General features: G+C 50.3%; 19 protein-coding genes. 18 read left to right on the top strand and 1 reads right to left on the bottom strand.

All coding sequences use genetic code 11. The annotated features are described in order from the left end of the window. The first annotated feature begins 1 nt into the window (after window position 1). From N6G83_RS14530 to N6G83_RS14505, 6 genes are read left to right on the top strand one after another with little or no spacing between them, the layout of a single operon-like run. Window positions 2–586, top strand: coding sequence for a hypothetical protein (locus tag N6G83_RS14530; protein WP_260523952.1), 585 nt, complete (start codon window positions 2–4; stop codon window positions 584–586). Next, a complete protein-coding gene (locus tag N6G83_RS14525; RefSeq protein ID WP_260523951.1) occupies window positions 583–996 on the top strand; it encodes a DUF4128 domain-containing protein in 414 nt (137 codons plus the stop codon). The genes N6G83_RS14530 and N6G83_RS14525 overlap by 4 nt, the downstream gene beginning before the upstream one ends. A gap of 35 nt (window positions 997–1,031) precedes the next feature. Beyond that, the gene (locus tag N6G83_RS14520; protein WP_260523950.1) at window positions 1,032–1,688 is read left to right on the top strand and encodes a phage tail protein; all 657 of its coding nucleotides are present in this window, start codon (window positions 1,032–1,034) and stop codon (window positions 1,686–1,688) included. A gap of 38 nt (window positions 1,689–1,726) precedes the next feature. After that, window positions 1,727–2,080 (top strand): phage tail assembly chaperone, encoded by a 354-nt coding sequence (locus N6G83_RS14515; protein WP_143182348.1) that lies wholly within the window; start codon window positions 1,727–1,729, stop codon window positions 2,078–2,080. Window positions 2,081–2,127: 47 nt separating this feature from the next. Continuing rightward, window positions 2,128–2,400, top strand: coding sequence for a DUF1799 domain-containing protein (locus N6G83_RS14510; RefSeq protein ID WP_260524015.1), 273 nt, complete (start codon window positions 2,128–2,130; stop codon window positions 2,398–2,400). A 3-nt stretch (window positions 2,401–2,403) separates the two neighbouring features. Next, window positions 2,404–2,658, top strand: a complete 255-nt coding sequence (locus N6G83_RS14505; RefSeq protein WP_260523949.1) for a hypothetical protein — start codon at window positions 2,404–2,406, stop codon at window positions 2,656–2,658. Here the strand turns inward: N6G83_RS14505 and N6G83_RS14500 are convergent. Continuing rightward, entirely contained in the window at window positions 2,655–2,876 is a 222-nt protein-coding gene (locus tag N6G83_RS14500; protein WP_260523948.1) for a hypothetical protein, read from the bottom strand. The two genes, N6G83_RS14505 and N6G83_RS14500, sit on opposite strands and share 4 nt — an antisense overlap. A gap of 164 nt (window positions 2,877–3,040) precedes the next feature. Here N6G83_RS14500 and N6G83_RS14495 point away from each other — a divergent pair, with 164 nt between their 5' ends. From N6G83_RS14495 to N6G83_RS14435, 12 genes are all read left to right on the top strand, one after another. Then, on the top strand, window positions 3,041–6,583 hold the full coding sequence (locus tag N6G83_RS14495) for a phage tail tape measure protein (RefSeq protein ID WP_260523947.1): 3,543 nt from the start codon (window positions 3,041–3,043) through the stop codon (window positions 6,581–6,583). A 53-nt stretch (window positions 6,584–6,636) separates the two neighbouring features. Continuing rightward, window positions 6,637–7,206, top strand: a complete 570-nt coding sequence (locus tag N6G83_RS14490) for a zinc ribbon domain-containing protein (protein ID WP_260523946.1) — start codon at window positions 6,637–6,639, stop codon at window positions 7,204–7,206. A 46-nt stretch (window positions 7,207–7,252) separates the two neighbouring features. Then, on the top strand, window positions 7,253–7,594 hold the full coding sequence (locus tag N6G83_RS14485; protein WP_260523945.1) for a hypothetical protein: 342 nt from the start codon (window positions 7,253–7,255) through the stop codon (window positions 7,592–7,594). 139 nt (window positions 7,595–7,733) lie between these two features. Continuing rightward, the gene (locus N6G83_RS14480) at window positions 7,734–8,075 is read left to right on the top strand and encodes a phage tail protein (protein ID WP_260523944.1); all 342 of its coding nucleotides are present in this window, start codon (window positions 7,734–7,736) and stop codon (window positions 8,073–8,075) included. Window positions 8,076–8,084: 9 nt separating this feature from the next. Continuing rightward, window positions 8,085–8,840 carry a phage minor tail protein L gene (locus N6G83_RS14475; RefSeq protein WP_260523943.1) on the top strand — a complete coding sequence of 252 codons (756 nt, stop codon included), beginning with the start codon at window positions 8,085–8,087 and terminating at the stop codon, window positions 8,838–8,840. 2 nt (window positions 8,841–8,842) lie between these two features. After that, window positions 8,843–9,556 carry a C40 family peptidase gene (locus tag N6G83_RS14470; protein ID WP_260523942.1) on the top strand — a complete coding sequence of 238 codons (714 nt, stop codon included), beginning with the start codon at window positions 8,843–8,845 and terminating at the stop codon, window positions 9,554–9,556. Then, window positions 9,553–10,137: a tail assembly protein gene (locus tag N6G83_RS14465; protein WP_260523941.1), complete on the top strand. Its 585-nt coding sequence runs from the start codon at window positions 9,553–9,555 to the stop codon at window positions 10,135–10,137. The genes N6G83_RS14470 and N6G83_RS14465 overlap by 4 nt, the downstream gene beginning before the upstream one ends. A 43-nt stretch (window positions 10,138–10,180) precedes the next feature. Continuing rightward, window positions 10,181–13,396, top strand: coding sequence for a host specificity protein J (locus tag N6G83_RS14460; protein ID WP_312847370.1), 3,216 nt, complete (start codon window positions 10,181–10,183; stop codon window positions 13,394–13,396). Next, entirely contained in the window at window positions 13,393–14,418 is a 1,026-nt protein-coding gene (locus N6G83_RS14455) for a DUF6453 family protein (protein WP_260523940.1), read from the top strand. The genes N6G83_RS14460 and N6G83_RS14455 overlap by 4 nt, the downstream gene beginning before the upstream one ends. Window positions 14,419–14,432: 14 nt before the next feature. Beyond that, window positions 14,433–15,782: a phage tail protein gene (locus N6G83_RS14450; RefSeq protein WP_260523939.1), complete on the top strand. Its 1,350-nt coding sequence runs from the start codon at window positions 14,433–14,435 to the stop codon at window positions 15,780–15,782. Between the two features lie 141 nt (window positions 15,783–15,923). Beyond that, window positions 15,924–17,417, top strand: a complete 1,494-nt coding sequence (locus N6G83_RS14445) for a prophage tail fiber N-terminal domain-containing protein (protein WP_260523938.1) — start codon at window positions 15,924–15,926, stop codon at window positions 17,415–17,417. Between the two features lie 754 nt (window positions 17,418–18,171). Continuing rightward, a complete protein-coding gene (locus tag N6G83_RS14435) occupies window positions 18,172–19,647 on the top strand; it encodes an alpha/beta hydrolase (protein WP_211136749.1) in 1,476 nt (491 codons plus the stop codon). Window positions 19,648–20,157: the final 510 nt, after the last annotated feature.

The raw sequence follows: 20,157 nt of genomic DNA, 5'->3' as shown, positions 1-20,157 counted from the left end.
TATGTCCGAAAATGACGCTTTTGTGCAGGCCATAACGGCATTTGTCGATAAGGCAAAGGCCAATCAAGCGCAGGTGGTACGGGCGACCAGCATCCGGATACTGGCGCAACTCGTGCAGATGTCGCCTGTTGGCAATCCTGAACTTTGGGACGTGAATAGCACAGCGGTAGCTTACAACCAGGCTGTTTTTGATCACAACGAGGCCCAACGACAAGACTCGGCCAACCTCACCCCCACCGGGAAATTAAAAAAACGCGCTAGGGTTTCGGACAGTATGGGGATCCGGGCGCCACCAGGTTATAGCGGGGGCCGGTTTCGCGGTAATTGGCAGGTGTCCTTTGATTCGCCAACAGATGGCGAAACAGGTCGGATCGATAAATCAGGCGGTGCGACGTTGACTGCCGGCAACCTGGTGATAGAGCAATTCCGCATTGGCATGCAGGCCATTTACTTCGTGAATAACGTCCCTTATGCCTATCGGCTGGAATTTGGACATTCCACCCAAGCGCCAGGCGGCATGGTCCGTATCACTGCCGCAGACTTCCAGCGGCATTTCAGCGCCGCCGTATCGGAGATCGAACCGTGAGCCACACCCGCATAGCTGCGTTGCTTGAGGCCCGTTTGGGCGAATGGGCTGACGCACACGACATTCCTGTTGCCTGGGAAAATATCGTAATGGATCCGCCCGATGGCCTGTATCTGCAAGCCTACGCCATGCCCGCAACCACAACAGCAATCGACCTTGCGGAAAAGCTGCATGTTTTGCCGGGTGTTTGGCAAATCAACGTTGTTGCGCCTGCTGGTGATGGCACCGGCCCCGCAAGGGACTTGGCCGACCAGATCGCCGCATTGTTCCCCTTGGGGATGATGCTGACCGAAGGCCCGTTAACCTGTTACATACACACCCCGCCGACCATTTACCGGGGTATTCCCTCAGATACCCGCTATGTAATCCCGGTCAGCATGAGTTACCGCGCTGACATCATCACTCACTGACCGCTGCGGCGGTTTTTTTCTATCTGGAGATAATCATGGGTTTTGCATTACCGAATGGGGCCGTTGTATTTGCGGGCTCCAAAATGGCCGCCGCGTTGCCGACATCTGCTGTCAGTAACGCAAAAGGGGCTGTATTCACGGTCGCTGGCAGTACGTTGGCTGCTGGTGACATTGTATTAATCAAATCAGGGTGGGGGCTGATCGATAACCTTGTTGCCAAGGTCACCACGGCTACAACAACCGCTGTCACTATCGGATCACTTGATACCTCTGATGTTAACTTTTTTCCGGCAGGCGCTGGCGCAGGCTCATTGACCAAAGTCACTGAATGGACGCAGATCCCGCAAATTACTGAGGTAGCCGCATCAGGTGGTGATCAGCAGTATGTGCAGATTCAATTCCTGGAAGATGACCGTCAGCGCAATCTGGCCACGTTCCGAGCGGCGAAAACACAGACTTTCACCTTTGCGCATGATTCCACGCTGGCTATCTACAGCGTTCTGCTTGCTGGCGATCGCTCGGGCGATACGATGCCGTTCTACATGTATGTGCCAAAGGCGAAAGAAACCCGTTATTGGTCTGCTATTTCTTCATTCGACCCGCAGCCGGCTACCGCAGTGAACGCGGTTGAAACGGTGCAGGTTTCACTCGCCGTGCAATCCCGCACCATGACGTTCTACAAAGACAAATAATTCACTGGGGCGGCCGCTGCGCCCCACTAATCGCAGGTATCGACATGAAATTTACTCTTATCCCTAACCCAACTTTTAAAATCGATGTGACCATTCCCCGTGCCGGAGCCGAGGATGGTGTTCTGACATTCACGTTCAAGCATAAAACTCGTGCCGATCTGGAAGTGCTGGAAAAAAACTTGCGTGAAGAGTCCGAGAAGCTTGGCGAAACGGGCAAGCACACCAATGCACCGATGGTAGATTTTGTCTGCGAAATTGCCATTGGCTGGGCGTTGCCGGAAAAATTCACGAAAGAAAACGTTATGGTGCTGCTGGAAAACTACCCACGGGCCTTTGACTCGATCGCGTTGGCATATACCCGTGAGCTGATGGCGCTGCGTGAAAAAAACTAACAGCGGTTGCCTCGGCATTCTATACGCCTGAACCCTCACCGGAAGAACTGGCCGCCTTTGGGCTAACACCGGAAGACGTTGAATCAGACCCGGTAGAAGTGCTCCCCGACGTTTGGCCAGCATTTGAAGCGTTCCGGGCTATGGCGACTCAGTGGCGCACTGGAATGAGCGGCGTCACCGGGCTGGATTACAACTGTTTGCCCTGGGTCATGAAGCTGCACGGCGTAGAGGATGAGGCAACCGCCTTAACTGATATCAGGGTGATGGAAGCGGCAGCGCTTTCCATTATTCACAAAAAATTAGGCCGAGAGGCGGGATGAACCATGAAGAAATATAACTGCAATATGGCTATTGGTGTAAATCATGCGGATGATTCACGAATTAAAACGCTTGAGAGTGAGGTTTCTGATTTAAAAGATATGGTTAGAAATCTTGTTGTGCCTGCCTTCATCATTAAGAGTGGTCAGGTTTTTATTGATAATGCAAAAATTAGTGATGGTTCAGTAAATGCGGCCACTTTAAAGGCCGCGAAATTTACAGTTACTATTCATGCAGAAAAATTTTGTGTATTCAGCTAGACACGGAATTGTTCTAGTTGGTCAGCCAAGTCGTTCAGCGATTTATTATCAAGTTGCCTTAACTCTTTTAGGAGCGAATCTCTCAGTGGATCTTGTAGCTTTTGAAAAATAAGCCCTACGGCTGTTTTTAAAGCAACCACCTCAGCCCCTAACGCTGTAAGGCTGGTTGTATCAGCACTCACTTGTAACTTTTCTATGATTGCATGTGGTTTTTCCATTTTTAAATCCTTTCCCAGAGTTAATCAGCTATCCCTCTGATTTAGACGCCCATGCTCCTACATGGGTGAGCTGAACACTCAAGATAACCTTTAGCTTCCGCCAGCAACACCCTGATATTCGAACAGTGCCGCCTGGGTGTGGCTTTTTTTGCATGGAGTCCAGCATGTCAGACATTGCATCGCTTTCCCTGCGCGTCGATACCGGCGATTTGCAGCGGGGTAACAATGAGCTGGATAAATTCCAGCAGAAAGCCACCGGTGCGGCCGGTGCCGCAGATGGTTTCAATGCTTCCGGGAAGAATACGGCGAAGGTATCGAAGGAGATCGCGCAAGAGATTGAAGATACCCATCGCCGTGTTGCTGAATATGCTGCAGCGTTGAATAAGTCGCAGACAGAAGCGAAAAACCATTCGCAGGCGACAGCGCAGCAACGGCAAGAATTGCGTGATTTACTGACGCAGATTAACCCGGTTACAGCGGCGTTCGAACGACTCGATAACATGGAAAGCCAGTTATCGAAATTCAACGCAAAAGGGATTATTGATCCAGAATCCTTTGCGGAGGCTTCCCGTACTATCCAGCAGACCCGCATTCAGTTGGAGCGGGCAGCTACAGCCAGAACGGAGGAGGGAAAAGCCGCCGCAGCTGCTGCGCAACAAGAGCGAGCTGCTACAGCAGCTAAAGAGGCATTTTTATCAAAACTCCAAGCACAGAGCGAACTTTATAAGGCATCGGCTGCTGATGCCGCTGCATACCGAGCAGCGCAGCTAGGTATAAGCCAGGAAGCAGCACCGCTGATTGCTGCAATGCGGCAACAGGAGGAAGCAGTAAGACGCGAAGCCGATCAGAAACGGGCCGCAGCGATCGCTTCCAGGGGGCTGAAAGAAGCGCTTAAACAGCAGGAGGCCGCAGAGCGGTCAGCAGCGGCGGAAACCAAGCGTGCTGAGTCCACACGTAAATCATTCATCGATTCGCTGCAGGACCAGGTAAACGCTATTGGTAAAACACGTACCCAGTTACTGGAGCTGAAAGCGGCAAAGCTGGGGGTGACGGCGGAGTCAGCACCGCTGATTGCCAAGCTGCGCGAGCAAGATAATCAGTGGGAGGTTGGCACAATCTCGGCTAGGCAGTACCGGCAAGCGCTAAGGATGTTGCCTGCTCAATTCACCGATATTTTCACATCTATTGCGGGCGGGATGCCGCTGTGGCTGGTTCTGTTTCAACAGGGCGGCCAAATCAGTGACTCGTTCGGTGGGCTGGGTGGGATCTTACGCTACATCAAGGAGGAGTTGCTGGGCATGAAAGATGCCTCTGATGAATCTTCAGGGTCATTATCAGAAAATGCTAATGCGTTGGCCGAAAATGCTGAACATGCGAAGGGGCTTGCCGGAATACTATCGCCAACAAGTCTTGCCATTATGGGGCTGGTTGGTGTGTCTGGTCTACTTGTCACAGCCTGGTACAAAGGCTCGCAAGAGGCAGTGGAGTATAACAAGCAGCTTATACTGACAGGCGGGTATGCTGGAAAAACAGCCTCTCAGTTGCAGGATTTAGCTCGCTCCTTATCACAAAATGGACTGACACAACGTGCATTCGCGAGTTCGATTGCGAAGGTAGTCGGCAGCGGGGAATTCTCTTCTGGTGCGATCAGCATGGTCTCGCGGGTTGCCGCAGAAATTGAAGACGCTACCGGGCAATCAATTGATACAACGATCCAGCATTTCAAGCGCCTACAGGACGAACCAGTCAAGGCAGTAATGGAGTTGGATCGAACCCTCCATTTTCTTACTGCCACCCAACTTGAGCAAATTATCTCTCTCGAAAAACAGGGGCGCACCGCCGATTTAGCAAAAATCGCGATGGAATCTTACGCATCTTCAATGAGCAGTCGGTCTATCGGGGTTAAAAATAATCTCGGCACACTGGAAACAGCATGGGAGTATGTGAAGGATGCAGCTTCCGGGGCGTGGGATGCCATGCTTGATGTGGGGAGAGAACAGAGTCTTAGTAGCAAGGTTGAGGGTGTAAGGAAGCAACTGGAGGTTGCACGTAAGAATCTTGAGCGCCTGGAGGCTACACCGGCTGTAAACACTACTGGCTATGGCTACGGTCGGCAAAATGATTCGTTTTCGTCTAGAGAACAGAGCCAGGCGCTGGTAAATCAAAGGACTCTGGTTGGCAACCTGACCAAAGAATACGAGAAACTTCAAAAGTCGCTGACTGATGAGGGGCTTGCTGCCGGGCGGGCAAAGCAGGAGCGAGACGAGCAAGAGCGGCTCAAAAACAGGATAAAAATTGGCGAAAAATACAATCAGCAATACGCTAGTAAGGCTACACAAAGAAAAGAGGAATTAGCCAAACTTGATGCAGATCGATGGGCTTTAACGGATGCCCAATATAAAGAATATCGGGCAGAAATCATAAGGAAGCACAAAGACCCTGTGGTTCCTAAAGGGCCGAAGTATCAGCCCCCTGCTGGTGATAAGGCTGAGGATTCTGCGCAAGCCGATCTCTTGGCGCTGCAAGCCCAGTTGGATGTATTGCGTCAGCATACTGACTTAAACGATAAAATCAGCCAGCAGCGAAAGGATCTTTGGAAGACCCAAGCCGATTTTACTGTTTTGGAGCAGGCGGCAAAAGATCGCAAATTGAAGGATCAGGAGAAATCACTTCTCAGTAGTAAAGACAGTATTCTGGCTCATAAGGAAAGACTGGCGGTTCTCGGTGATGAAGTCGTAAAGCAGGAACGGCTCAACAAATTGCTGGATGCTGCTCAAAAGTTTGATCGGCAGCAGCAGGCTAAACGTGCTGAGATCGCTTTTCTTTCCAAAGGTGGTACTGCCAGGGATTCGCAGAGACAATCGGAAAGGGATCGGCTCACCACTGAATATGCGGATAACCCGGTTGCACAAAAGCAGGTATTGTCGTCCCTTGAGGAGACTTATGCGGAGCGAGATAGGTTAGAACAGGACTGGAAAGCTGGTGCGCTCAATGGGTTGAATGAGTATCTGGAGAAAGCCACCGATGTCTATAGCTCGGTATCAAACGTTGCTATGAGTGCGTTGAGTGGCATCTCCAATATGATGACTGACTTGGTAACCACCGGAAAAGCATCATTCCGCGATTTCACGACGTCAATCCTCAAGATGATTGTTGATGTTATCAATAAATTATTGATTGCCTACACTATTCAGTCAATGATGGGTTGGATCGGTGGCGGCGCCAGTGCTGCCACTGGTGCGAGTGCTGCCGGTTCATCCGGCGCAACCGGTGCCATGGGAATGAGTACCAGTTGGACATCATACCTTCCTGGCCGATCTGGCGGCGGATATACCGGAGACGGTGCGAAGTACGAACCGGCCGGTGTTGTGCATCGTGGCGAGTTCGTGATGACAAAGGAAGCCACGGATCGCATTGGTGTTGATAATTTGTATGCCATGATGCGCGGTTATGCCAACGGCGGGTTGGTCGGAAATACGGTTTCTGGTTCTGCGCCGATGCATGGGCTACGCAGTTCCGAAGGTTCTCAGCTAACAATCAATGCTCCTGTAACCATCAATCAGCAAGGGCAGCAGCAAAGCCAATCAGGGAATGGTGATGCCGTGGCTAAGGCCTATCAGCAGGTGATCGACGTATCCGTTAGGGAGGGGATCGCGAGGGAGTTGAGGCCGGGAGGACAGATTTGGTATGCACAGAATTCAAGGTAATCATCAGAAAATGTGATGTCTTGATATGCCTGATGACTGTAAGTGGTGATAGGATGTTGCCACTTGTAATTTACGGAGAAGTCGGTGTGGAGATTCTGATAATTGCGGCCTTTCTTGGTCTAATACCTGCTTTTATTGCACAAAGCAAGGGTAGGTCATTCGGGGCGTGGTGGTTGTATGGTTTCTTGCTGTTCATTGTCGCTTTAATCCACTCTCTTTGCCTTAGTGGCAGCAAGCAGGATATTGAAAATATACAACTAAACCAAGGGATGGTACGGTGTCCACTTTGTGCTGAGTTAATTAGAGCTGAAGCAATCAAATGTAAACATTGTGGGAGTGACGTTAGTGCTCTTAGCGCAGGGAGGGTTGTTGGAAGTGCGAAAGTGCTTGTTGCCAGTGATTTTGTTACTGAAGACCAGGACGGTGATGTTGTTCTTAATTATGATGGCATTAAAGCTTTTGCGAACCAACTACATAATGAAATGCCGAAAAACTCAGCTCTTTCGGTAATGGTGACACACGAGCCAGTGATTCGCCAACTTAGAGATAGTCTCCCGGAAAACCTCAGGAAAAACTTTGAAGCAGAACTTGAGGGAATGCTCCGGATCATTAAAAAACAATGAAGCGTGATAATTGGATATTGCTACTTTTTTTAAAAGGAATAATCAAATGAAAGCACTGGGGTTTTTCGTGATAATGGTTGCGTTGGCAGGTTGTGCTACTGTACAAGAATTACGGGAAGGGGAACCTGTATCAACTGGGCAGTCACAAAAAACGGCACAGGTCATGTCTGCGTGCGTTGCTGAGAAATGGAACCAGACTTATTATAATGCAACATCAGTTCCATTAGCTGATGGTTTTTCCATCCAAATACTGAGCAGCAGTGGTGCAGGTGCTGATGCTGTTCTTGATGTAAGAGAGAATGCAGGAAAAACTAATTACGTCTTATTTGAGCGTATGCCATCTATGACCAGCAATAAAATTGAAAGGGCTGTCATTGACTGTAAATAGATAACCGGATTGATTTTATTCAGCCACCTATTTCGGGTGGCTTTTTAATTTGTGGACGTCAGCTAACCCGTTTAACTGCGGGTTTTTAATGCCCGACATTTCCGTGGGCATTGCACCGGATTTTATGCACGGAGAAAACATGGCAATCGACACATTCACCTGGCGCATTCAGGGGCAGCCAGAGGGCAGCTATGCCCAGCGGGTGAGAACGGCACAGTTCGGTGATGGCTATAAGCAGGTAGCCGGTAATGGCCTCAACATTGAAACCCAGACCTGGCCGTTGTCATTCACCGGCCAGAAAGCGGAAATGATCCCGCTGCTGGCGTTCGTCCGCTCCCACACCACCAAATCATTCTTTTGGACACCACCCTGCGGGGTAAAGGGGCTATATCGCGTGGTTGCTGACTCCATCAAGGCAACGCCGGTTGGCGGCTCTGTTATGACGGTATCTGCGACATTTGAACAAGCGTTCGCACCATAAGGAGACCATGTGGCAATCACAAATGACGTGCAAAAACTGGAACCCGGTAACCGGATCCGGTTAATCGAAGTGGACGGTACAAAATTTGGTGCCGATGTTCTGCGCTTTCACAATGAAACTATCCCCCATACGCCAACGGAGATCGCCGCGTCTGGTGGTGATGAAACCAAGTTAAAGCCTAAAAGCATATGGTGGCAGGGTAAAGAATACGGTGCATTTCCGTATGAGTTAAAGGGGTTAGAATCATCCAGCGACGGGGCCAGTGCAACACCGAAATTGGCGGTATCAAATATCGACAGCCTGATCACCGCGCTGTGTTTGCGGTTTGACGATATGCTCCAGGCCAAGGTAACCATCCACGATACTTTCGCACATTACCTCGATGCCAAAAACTTTGCCGGTGGAAACCCAAAAGCAGACCCAGCCCAAGAATTTAAGCAGGTTTTCTACATCGACAGCAAAAGCGCGGAAGACAACGAGGTTATTGAGTTTACGTTGTCCGATCCAATGTCATTGCAAGGGCGGCGGATCCCAACGCGGCAAATTACGGCGCTTTGCACTTGGTGTATGCGTGGGCTGTATAAAACCGGTGACGGATGCGCCTATGCGGGGCAAAACGGCTGGTTTGATAAGAAAGGGAATCCTACTGCAGATCCTTCGCAAGATGAGTGTGGGGGGCTGCTGACGGATTGCAAAAAACGCTTTGGCGAAAATAACGAACTTGATTTCGGTGGCTTCCCTGGCTCTGCCTTGGTTCGGAGGTAACTATGCGCCAAAAAACTATCGATGCAATCTTGGCTCATGCTGAGAGTTGCCACCCGGCTGAATGCTGCGGCGTCATCGCACAAAAGGGGCGTGTAGAGCGTTATTTTCCTTGCGCTAACCTTTCCTCAAACCCCACAGAACATTTCGAGTTGTCCCCGTTGGACTATGCGGAAGCCGAAGAGTGGGGAACCGTAGCCGCTATCGTACATAGCCATACTGGCGATGGGGCCACGACGCAGCCGAGCGAACTGGACATGCTGCAGTGTGACGTTACGGAATTGCCGTGGGTGATCGCTTCGTGGCCTGAGGGTGATATCAGGACGATTAACCCACGCAGTGAGCGCCCGTTGGAAGGTCGCCAGTTCGTACTTGGGCATGCTGATTGCTGGTCATTGATTATGGATTATTACCGGCAGCAACACGGGATTACCCTGCCCAATTACAGTGTGGAGCGTCACTGGTGGGATGAAGGTGAAAACCTGTATATGGACAACTGGTTTGAATGCGGATTCCGGGAGTTCTACGGGTCGCCACAGCCCGGGGATATGGTCATTATGCAGATCTCGGCTTCGGTACCTAATCACGCGGGGATCCTGTTGGAAGGAAACATGCTGCTGCACCATCCTTATGGGCAACTGAGCCAGCGGATCCCATACGGCGGTTATTTTCAGGAAAGAATGATAAAAATCCTGCGCTATAAGGACTTTTTCAAATGAGCGAAACACCGATCAGAACAATAAAGCTTGGCGGTATTCTGGGTAAGAAATTTGTCAAAGAATTTAAGTACCGTGCTCGGGATATACCTCATGCGATCAGGGCATTGAAAGGGCAATTCCCTGGCTTTGAGCGTTTCATGAATGAGGCGCAAATGAGGGGGCTGACCTTTGCCGTTTTCGTTGGAGGCAAAAACGTCAGCGAAGAAGAAATCGACATGACCAAGGGTAATGACGATATACGGATTATCCCGGTCATTATTGGGAGTAAGCGCGGTGGTATTTTCCAAACCATTCTTGGTGCTGCCCTGATCGCCGCGTCGTTTATCCCTTATTTGGCTCCGATATCTCCGTATCTTCGTATGGCTGGTGCATCGATGTTGTTAGGGGGAGTGGTGCAAATGTTATCCCCCCAGCCAGGCGGCTTGTCGGTCGGTCAGAACGCTGAGAACAAACCTTCATACGCGTTTGGTGGCCCGGTTAACTCGACGACCCAAGGCAATCCAGTTGGTGTTCTATACGGCAGTCGAGAAATCGGCGGTGCTGTGATATCGGCGGGGATCTACGCAGAAGATCAGCAGTAAAAATATCAGTGTTCAATCAGGCTCGCTCAGGCGAGCTTTTTTTATGGGCGAAACCATGACAGACGTGATCCAAGGTCGCAAAGGTGGCGGTGGCAGTAGCCATACCCCGACAGAATCCCCGGACAGCATCCAGTCGATAGCGAGGGCGAAGATTTTACTGGCGCTGGGTGAGGGGGAATTTGCTGGCGGGTTGGATGGGCAAAATATTTTTCTCGATGGCACACCGGTTTATTCGCCAGATGGAACCCTGAACTATCCCGGCTTTGAGTGGGATTTCAGGCCAGGCACCCAGATGCAGAATTATATTCAGGGAATGCCCGGTGCAGAAAACGAGATCAGTGTGGGTGTCGACTTGAAAGCCACACAGCCGTGGGTGAGAGCGATAAATAATACTCAGTTATCTGCTGTCAGAGTTCGCCTTGGCTGGCAGACGTTGGTAAGGCAAGAAGATAATGGGGATCGTGTGGGAACGCGGGTTGATTATGCGATCGAACTCTCTACTGATGGCGGCGCATATCAGACCGTTTTAAACGGTGTGATAAACGACAAAACTACGTCACTTTTTGAGCGAAGTCACCGTGTGAATCTACCGCCAGCAACAACAGGCTGGCAAATCCGCTTGCGCAGGATTACCCCTGATTCAACATCCAGCAATGTTGTGGATCTTACGCGGGTGATGGCGATTACTGAAGTGATCGATGCCAAGCTTCGTTATCCCAACACGGCGCTGTTATTTGTTTCGTTCGATGCGAAACAGTTCCCAAATATTCCGCAGATCAGTTGTAAGCCGAAAGGGCGGGTTATTCGCGTTCCGACTACATACGACCCGGAAAGCCGGACATACAACGGCACATGGGACGGCAGTTTTAAATGGGCCTACTCCAACAATCCTGCATGGGTATTCTACGATATTTTGCTGAATAAGCGGTTTGGCCTTGGTGATCGCTTAGATGCAACACAAGTTGATGAGGTAGAACTGTACCGTATAGCACAATACTGTGATCAACTTGTACCCGATGGGCGTGGCGGCTCCGGTACAGAGCCACGATTTGTGTGTGACGTTTATATTCAGGCTCAGAATGAAGCTTTTACCGTACTGCGCGATCTGGCTTCGATTTTTCGTGGCATGACGTATTGGGCCAATAACCAAGTTTGCGTGTTGGCTGATATGCCGAGGGATATGGATTTTACATACACTCGTGCAAACGTCATTGATGGAAAATTTCACTACCAAGGCGGCAGTTATCGAAACCGCTATTCAAGCGCGATGGTGAGTTGGTCAAACCCTGACAATCATTATCAAGATGAAGTCGAAGCGGTTATGGAAAATGAACTGGTTGAACGTTATGGCATCAATCAGACGGAAATCTCCGCCATAGGTTGCACGCGGCAAACGGAGGCAAACCGGCGCGGGCGCTGGGCGCTGCTCACGAATAGCAACGACCGCACAATATCGTTCTCAACTGGGCTGGATGGTTACATTCCATTGCCTGGGCGCATCATTGGCGTTGCAGATCAGATGTTGGCTGGGCGTGTGTTAGGCGGCCGCATATCGGCAGTTAATGGCCGAGTGATTAAATTGGATCGGGTTGCCGATGTATCGCCGGGTGATCGGCTGATTATCAATTTGCCGAACGGCAGTTCCCAGGCACGCACTGTTTCCGTCGTCAGTGGGACCAGCGTCACGGTCAGTACTGCATATAACCCAAATCCAGAACCGGAGGCCGTGTGGTCCGTCGATGCTGGTGATCTGGCAGTCCAACAGTATCGGGTTTCAAACGTTACTGATAATGATGACGGCACGTTTACCATTTCTGCTGTTTGGCATAGTCCGGGCAAATACGATGCGATCGATACTGGTGCCCGACTGGATGAACGGCCGATATCAGTGATCCCGCCTGGTGTGCAAGCGCCTCCAACCAATATACAGGTCAGCAGTTTTACGCAGATTAACCAAGGGATTGCAATCACTACGATGCGGGCCAACTGGGATGCTGTTGATAATGCTGTGGCGTATGAAGCCGAATGGCGGCGAGACGATAGCAACTGGGTTTCTATGGCGCGCACATCGGCCCTGGGATTCGAAGTGCAGAATATTTTTGCCGGGCGATATCTGGTGCGGGTCCGGGCCATAAATGCCAGTGATGTTTCCTCTATCTGGGGAACATCAAAGGAAACTCGGCTAAATGGCAAGGAAGGGAAGCCACCTAAGCCAGTGGGGTTCGCAACAACGCCCTTATTGTGGGGAATAGGGCTTTCATGGAATTTTCCTGCCGGAGCTGGGGACACACTGAAAACCGAAATTCAATATGCTGATAATGCCGCAGGCAATAACGCCATGTTGCTTTCAGATGTGCCTTACCCGCAACGTAGCTATACGCAGAGCGGGTTACAGGCGGGGCAAGAGTTCTGGTATCGTGCGCGGCTCGTCGATCGCACCGGCAACCAGGGTGATTGGATTGATTGGGTGCGCGGGCAGTCTAACGGCGATGCTGACGACTATCTTCATGTGATTGGCGATGGTTTTATGTCGTCTGCCGATGGTGATCGGCTTTCTGGTCAGATCGATACCAACATCGATGCCATCTTGCAGAACGCCCTAGCCAACAACGCAACGGTTGATCATCAGTGGGCGCAATACGGCGAAGTGCGCGCCGATATTCTGGTTGTAAAAACCACGATAGCAGAGGTTGATAAAGCGTTTGCTGAAATGTCCACGCAAGTGCAGGCGCAGATCGGTGACGTTACCGCAGCTCTAGAAGATAAGCTAACAGCTACTGTTGATGCTACTGGCGCAACAGCTGTGCATACGTTGAAAGCCGGTGTGCGTATTAATGGCGTGTATTACAGCGCCGGTATGTCGATCGCTGTTCTGGCACAAGCAGGCCAGCCGGTGGTTACTCGCATCGCTTTTAATGCAAATCAGTTTGTACTAATGAGCGGCAGTGGTGATAACCAATATTCGCCTTTTGCTGTGGTCAATGGGCAAGTATTCATCAGTGATGCATTTATTCAGAATGGCTCTATTACCTCGGCAAAAATAAAAAACGCCTCAATAGGAGGTGCTCAAATTACGGACTATCTCCAGTCGGATAATTACTCTCCGGGAAGCGTTGGCATGAGGCTGGGGTTCAGGGATGGGTATGTAGAAATAAATGGTTCAGTGCCTGGTCTTGGAAGAACTGTTGTCAATAACGATGGCGTGGCAGTTTACGACGGTGCAGGCCAGATAAGAACAAAACTCGGGAGGATATATTGAGCCGATACGGACTTGTTGTTTATCCCAAAGATGGCGGCGCGGGTGTAGATATAAGTAATGGTTCAAAAGCCTGCGCCTACCGGGGCTTTTTTGATCCCGAATTTGACCAAAACGGAGAAACATGGTCATACCCCGACCTCTCGCCTGGTGCCTCATTATTTATTGTGCCCAGGAGAACTGTTGCAATCATTCAGACCGGTGCAGTTCCCAGAGTAATATCATGCAGTGGTGTACAAATATCCGGGAATACTGTGCATGCCTGGTTTGATGGCTTTAACTCCACGCAGGATAAAGGCAGGCGGCCCATCGAGTTTGATGCCTTTCAGGTCTCAGGGGCTGGCGGCGTCCCTCGTTTTGGGCTCCAACTTATCAATGCAACAGATTACAGCGAGATTAACGATCTGGCAGTCGCGGGAAAATGCGTTTGGCGCGGGGTAGTTACCGTGCGCGGTGCCTGGGTAATTCCCGACATTCCTGATCGCGCCAACGCTCTTGTTTTTGCATATTGGGATCGCGGTGATCGCGCTGTTGATTTTGATCGTGAAAGCATGACCGTGAATGTTTATAGGGAGGTGGGGAATGATGTTATCAGCGACGGCAGTGCAGATTGCCAGATGTGGATATGCATCTTTTCCAATGGTTCTTATCCGGTTCCACCCCAGTATGGTCTGGCAATCTGGAATGCCGCAGGGCAATGTACATTCTCATCTGATAATGCACCTATGCTCTATCGTGGTAATTCGTTAAATACGCAGCGCATACCGGGAAATTATGCATACCCCGTCACGGCGACAGCAAAGCCACTGGTGCCACTCTGCCGCCTTGGTATTCATGATGGTATGAATTTATCGAATAACTATCTTGATTATCGCCATGCAGGAATGCGAATGGCTGGCGGCGGTGTTACGGCTTGGCGCACGAAATATATCAATAGCTACGACCATAGCAAAATAAATATTCAGTATCGGCTGACAACCATCAATCTTCCCGTACTGGACGCCGCAGATTATTTTAGTATTTAAATAAGGGGCAGGTTATGCCAGCAGGAACTATCACTCTTACCAATAACTCCGCTGTAGTTAAGGGTGCGGGTACGGCATTCACAGCGGAGCTGAAGCCCGGCGATTTTGTTGTGGCCGTGGTCGGTGGCGTTACGTATACGTTGCCGGTCAAAACCGTCGATAACGCGACGCAGGTGACGTTAATCCGGGCCTATGATGGCCCTACCCAGGCAGGCGCAGCGTGGTCAGCCGTACCGCGTGAAACGCTCAATGCAATCACTGCCCAGCTTGCAGCTGAGTCCTCAAGAGCATTGCGGGGGCTTAACTACGACAAAGACAACTGGCAACAAGTATTCACCGGCACAGGGACTGTCACGATTAAGTTGCCGGACGGAAGCACATTCAGCGGACCAGCATGGAACAGCTTTAACGCCGCGCTCAATAATACAAATGCAGCACTCACTAATAAAGCAGCGAAGGGGGCCAATAGTGACATCACATCACTATCTGGCCTGACTACGGCCATTAGCGTTAATCAAGGTGGTACGGGGGCAAGTGATGCAGCAACGGCTCGTAGCAACCTTGGCTTGGGAACGGCAGCAACGGCTACCATAGGAGCCAACAATAATCAAGTCATGCTCAACGGCTCCTGGGGCATCGGTGGTAGCTGGTCTGGATATCAAGCTATCAATGTCGCGGATATAAACCAGATCCCCGCAACTATGGGTGAGCGGGGGCTTATCGTGTTTCGCAATAACTCAGCAATTTCCAGCGGCGGCTGGCAAACACCAGCTTGGGGGCCAAGCCTTTGGATGCGCTCAAATGACGTGTATGCGACGCTGAATCTTTGCGCGACTGCAGCTCACCTATCAGTACAATGCGGCCACACAGCTACTGGTTGGACGCTGCACAAAGTCATCTGGCATAGCTTGAACACAGTAGTTGATGGCAGCGGGTACATCAAAAAAGCCTCGCCGGTAACGAGTATTTATCGTGATGGAACTTGTGAAAATAACATGGAAGCGGAAGGCGTTACCTGTAAACGGCTTGGTGTCGGCCTTTACCATGTTGACGGTTGTCTCGGGCTTTATAACGACAACGGCTGGAAATTTGAAGTTCCAAAGGACGAAAACGGTAGTGCGTTATTGTGGGTTGACTATGAAGTTAAAAAGGATGGTTCAATTATATTTAAGACCTACCACAGGACAAATGATTGCCCTATTTTAGCTTTGCAGAATAATATTGATGGTTACGCTAATGGCGATAGTATTGATATACCGGAAGGTAAGTTTTTAATGGTTCGCCCAAACGTTCCAAATAGTCAGTTCGCCGAATATGTCCCGGATGATTCAATCCAAATGCCAGGGGCGGAATTAACTAACTAAAAAGGCAGGAGAGCCAATGGATATCCCGGCAGGACGCTGGATTGATTTGCGTCTGTAAACGCCTAAAGAGCAGTAATTCGCAGTATCAAATTATCTAACCATATCCCGCTGCGAGCGGTTTTTTATTTTTCGGAGAAAAGTATGACAGTAATTAGCGATGTGCTACGTGGCCCGTATGGCGATATCCAGCCTAACGTAATCATTACGATGCAGGCAAAAGGAACAACTGCACGGGTATTAACATCCAATCGTTCATCAACTGTTACGGATGCTGCTGGTAAGTATTCAATGACAGTTTTCCCTGGTGAATATGAAGTCACTGTATCTACGCTGGGCCATGTTGGCGACATAAGAGTATTGACGGATTCAGTTAATGGAACGCTAAACGATTTCCTCATTAGCCCACCCAAGCCAGACGAGTTGACCCCGGAAGTAGTAAGAACAGTAGATACGATGCGTGCCGAATCGGCTGCATCAGCAGCAGCTGCAAAGACCAGCGAAAACAACGCTGCAGCCACGTTGGCTAATGCGGTGAAAAAAGGAGAGTTTGGTATTGGAGGTGTTGCTCCTGCAGTTCCTCTCGTCGATACACTCAACGCAGTTAAATCGCTGATGAGCGGAAAGTATGTCGCATGGGCGGGAAGTGAAGGAATGCCGCGCGTTGATACTGCATACATGCTCGATTGGACGCTGGCATCAGCATCAAGCGGCGTCGTTCAGGGCGTTGTTTTTGCCACGGCGCTTATCACCGCGCCTAGTTCGTTCGACCAGGTATATCGCAATGTTTGCAGAAATGGGGTATTCCAGGGCTGGAAAGTAATGTGGGATGACAACTCATTATCAAATGCCATGAGAGTTGGTGATTATGGGCTTGGAACTTCATATCCCATTCCATCAACAGATCCAGACGCTGATCGTACAAATCAGTTTTTCCGCTGGGCAGCCGGAGTTAGTGGAACGCCAGGGGCAACTCAGTCTTGGGCTGGGGTTCAAGGTGGTTACGATACCAACGCGAGGTGGCAGTTGGCGTGGAGTCAGGGTAGCACTGGGTTTGATCTAGCAACACGCGTGCGTGCAACTGCTGGTGCTTGGTCTCCCGTATGGGCCAAAATTTGGCACACAGCAAACACCACTGTAGACGCCAACGGCTTTATCAAGAAAGCCTCCCCGATCGTCAAACTGTTCGGTGATGGCCGGTGCGAACTCAACGACGAAAGCCAGGGTGTGACAACTGAGCGAGTTTCCGAAGGCGTCTATCGTATTTCTGGCACTCTCGGTTTTAATGCTGATGCAGAGTGGGGCGGGGTGGATGGAGGTATCGAAATCCCGACAGACCGCAACAAGCTTCCTCTGGTCTGGGTTGATTACGAAGTTGATGAAACCGGTGACCTGCTGATCAAGACCTTCCACCGCGTGAACTCTACCGCGCCGAAGTTCGCCCAGAACGTTAAGACCGGATACAAGGAAGGTCAGCCGATCGACATTCCAGCAGGCCGCTGGATTGATCTGCGTGTCGAGATGCCTGGCGGCGATGAGCCGGAGTATGAGCCGGAGGTAACAGAGGCAGAAGGTGGCGAAGAACCGGCACCAGGTGAAACGCCTGCACCTATCCCTACAGAAGAACCCAAGGAGTAATCGCACTGCCGGGAGAAATCCCGGCAAACTATCCAGCCAGATATCACTATGCTAGTCTGAGTGAAAAATAACCGGGGGTGTCTATGGATCTGGATGAGGAAAGATGCGGGATGATAGCCGCAGAAATTGGGGCGGTGGTTGTTGAACTGGTCCATGCTGGCCAGCTTGTCGACAGAATGGCTATCGTGAATGCTTTGGAATCGAAACGTAGGGCTGTAGGGAACACCCTTCATAAAGGGGTATGCCGAGATGCTGCGGCACTTGTGAGAGGTGATACTGGTAGAAAATGAGGTCACTATTGTTCGTAACCACTTGATTTAATTGACGTGAATTGTCGTTATTTGTCGCTACTTGTTGTGCGTTTTATAATCTGAGTTTGTTATAACTAATTGATTTTAATTGTAATTTAATCTTATTTGTTAGCTATGACTGTGATAGGTCGTTTAAAAACTAAACATTACAGATCACGGGGTTGTTCTGCGGATGGCACTTGCCAGGGTGTGAAGGGGGGCAAACTGAACGGCTGTAACTGTCGCTAAAAATGGCTTGGCCTTCTCGAAACCTCGGAGCCGCTGCTACTCGCGGCGTTTCCGGTGTTACTCTCCTTCACATGCGTTCTTTTCAATGAATATTTTCTGCCGGTTGGAATACAGATCCTGCCAAACACCTTAATAGCCCTTCCATAATCCGTTGGTAGGCGGTTTAATGTAGCGGCGTTAAAATACCGAGTAACCGTTTGCTGAAAGGACTCGTCATGTCTGCGTTTCGTGTTCTGTTTTTGCTCGCCGTTGCGGTCCAACTGCCGGCCTATGCCAAGCCTTTGGTCAAATCATCCGGCACTGCACCAGGTACCATTCAATGGCAACCCTGCAACAGTACCGCCTTTCAGCACTGGTTCAGCGATGGGCCGCCTCCGGCCGGTTTACAATGTGGCTATGTTGAAGCGCCACTGAGTGGCCAGAATGCAGCACAAACCGTTCGGCTGGCTCTCACGCGGTTACCTGCGGTAGGCCCAAAAAAAGGCAGCGTGGTGATTATCGCAGATGGACCTGGCTCGCCAGGGATCAATCCACAAATTGCCGAGCAGGGGCCAGCCTGGCGGTTGCAAAAATCTTACGACATCATTGGTTATGATCCCCGCGGTGTGGGGCAATCGACACCCAAGATTTCCTGTCAACTGACAGCAAGCGAGGAAACACCGTCACCCGATGAAAACGATATCCCAGGCGCAGAGCAACAGGCACGGGATATGGTGGCGGCCTGCATCAAGCAGACAGGGGCCGACGTGGTGCAGCATATGGGCACCCATGAAGCCGTTAACGATCTGGACGCTATTCGCCGGGCGTTGGGTGAACCCGCGTTGTCCGCCGTGGCGTATTCTTACGGTACCAAGGTCGCGGCATTGTACGCGGAGCGATTCCCTAAGAAAACCCGTGCGTTGGTGCTGGATGGCGTGGTGAACCTGAAGGATGATGACTTTACCCAACGCATCAATCAGGAGCGGGGTTTTCAGCAAAGCTTCCTGCGTTTTGCCGATGATTGCGAGAAAAACGGCTCATGCCCATTAACCAGCGAGCCTAACCGGGCGATCCAGTTGTACCACAGGATGCTGCACAAGTTGCATGATACTCCTTTCGTTACCCCCTCGGGTTATGAGATCTCTGCCGATGACGTGATCACCCTTACGCGTAACCTGTTGCCAAGGAGGGAACGTTGGCCCGAGTTGGCCACGGCCTTGCGTAAAATTGATGCGGGCAAAGCCGATGATGCAGTGACCGATCTTATCGACGAAAGCTATACCCCGGACGCTGATGATGCGCGAACGGTGATCACCTGTGCAGATATGGCTAAGCCTGATGCTGACCAGCAGCTGTTACGTCGGCAGCGCCAGCAAATCAATACCGCAGCCTCATTTCCCAACTACTTACCGTTGCATGAGTATCCACTAGAGACCTGTGATTTCTGGCCATACCCTGGCCATGTGGAACCGCATGTTCCAGTACTTTCTACCGCTCTTCCGCCGTTGCTGTTCATTACCCAGCGCTATGACCCGGTTACGCCATATCGTAACGCCCGTGAAATGGCTTCGAGTTTTAAAAGCCCGCTGATTACCCGCGAAGGGGATGGCCATACGCTGGCGTTGACGGGTGTTGACGGTTGTGTGGATAGCGCAGTAGTGGATTATCTGTTGAGCCCCAAAAAGCCACGGCGGGATAAAAGCTGCCGTTGAGTGGGGTTTTTGCGGGTAATGATATAGGGGCAGGATTAGGGTTTTATCTAAGAATATTCTGCCCCACAATAAAGTACAGGGTCAGGCTGAGTGCCTGGTAGGGATACAGATCTTTCCGTTAATAATGTGGGCATCTCGGCGGATCCACTCATTAACTTTGTAAACACTGGTTCTGTGCAGTTGTGCGAAGGTTTTAATATCTCCGTCATGCTTTCTATATATAAACTCTCTGACGCTGGTCAATGTGCATTTCTCCATGAAGTGTGGCTTCCTAGGCGTTGGGGGTGCATTTTCATTATTAGGTTAGTACAGTTAAAGGAGAGAGCGTAGCATAAAGATTTAAATACTGGAATTAAACTTCGCTGTTATATGCGATATTTTATCGATCTGTTTTTTTAATTAGAAATCCTTAGGTTACAGATAGGGTTACACTCAGGGTTAAAATAAACAAAAAAATAAATTTTGTTTAAAATCAATGTATTGTATTAATTTTAGGTGGTGGCTAACTAT

It is taken from the genome of Serratia sp. PL7, from assembly GCF_945957435.1.
The sequence above is the reverse complement of the archived record's forward strand: the minus strand, read 5'-3'. Positions and strand labels throughout refer to the sequence as shown.

Coding starts and splice junctions, on each gene's coding strand:
- N6G83_RS14530 (WP_260523952.1), top strand. CDS start 2: ATGTCCGAAAATGACGCTTTTGTGCAGGCCATAACGGCATTTGTCGAT.
- N6G83_RS14520 (WP_260523950.1), top strand. CDS start 1,032: ATGGGTTTTGCATTACCGAATGGGGCCGTTGTATTTGCGGGCTCCAAA.
- N6G83_RS14505 (WP_260523949.1), top strand. CDS start 2,404: ATGAAGAAATATAACTGCAATATGGCTATTGGTGTAAATCATGCGGAT.
- N6G83_RS14500 (WP_260523948.1), bottom strand. CDS start 2,876: ATGGAAAAACCACATGCAATCATAGAAAAGTTACAAGTGAGTGCTGAT.
- N6G83_RS14495 (WP_260523947.1), top strand. CDS start 3,041: ATGTCAGACATTGCATCGCTTTCCCTGCGCGTCGATACCGGCGATTTG.
- N6G83_RS14490 (WP_260523946.1), top strand. CDS start 6,637: ATGTTGCCACTTGTAATTTACGGAGAAGTCGGTGTGGAGATTCTGATA.
- N6G83_RS14485 (WP_260523945.1), top strand. CDS start 7,253: ATGAAAGCACTGGGGTTTTTCGTGATAATGGTTGCGTTGGCAGGTTGT.
- N6G83_RS14480 (WP_260523944.1), top strand. CDS start 7,734: ATGGCAATCGACACATTCACCTGGCGCATTCAGGGGCAGCCAGAGGGC.
- N6G83_RS14470 (WP_260523942.1), top strand. CDS start 8,843: ATGCGCCAAAAAACTATCGATGCAATCTTGGCTCATGCTGAGAGTTGC.
- N6G83_RS14465 (WP_260523941.1), top strand. CDS start 9,553: ATGAGCGAAACACCGATCAGAACAATAAAGCTTGGCGGTATTCTGGGT.
- N6G83_RS14460 (WP_312847370.1), top strand. CDS start 10,181: ATGGGCGAAACCATGACAGACGTGATCCAAGGTCGCAAAGGTGGCGGT.
- N6G83_RS14450 (WP_260523939.1), top strand. CDS start 14,433: ATGCCAGCAGGAACTATCACTCTTACCAATAACTCCGCTGTAGTTAAG.
- N6G83_RS14445 (WP_260523938.1), top strand. CDS start 15,924: ATGACAGTAATTAGCGATGTGCTACGTGGCCCGTATGGCGATATCCAG.
- N6G83_RS14435 (WP_211136749.1), top strand. CDS start 18,172: ATGTCTGCGTTTCGTGTTCTGTTTTTGCTCGCCGTTGCGGTCCAACTG.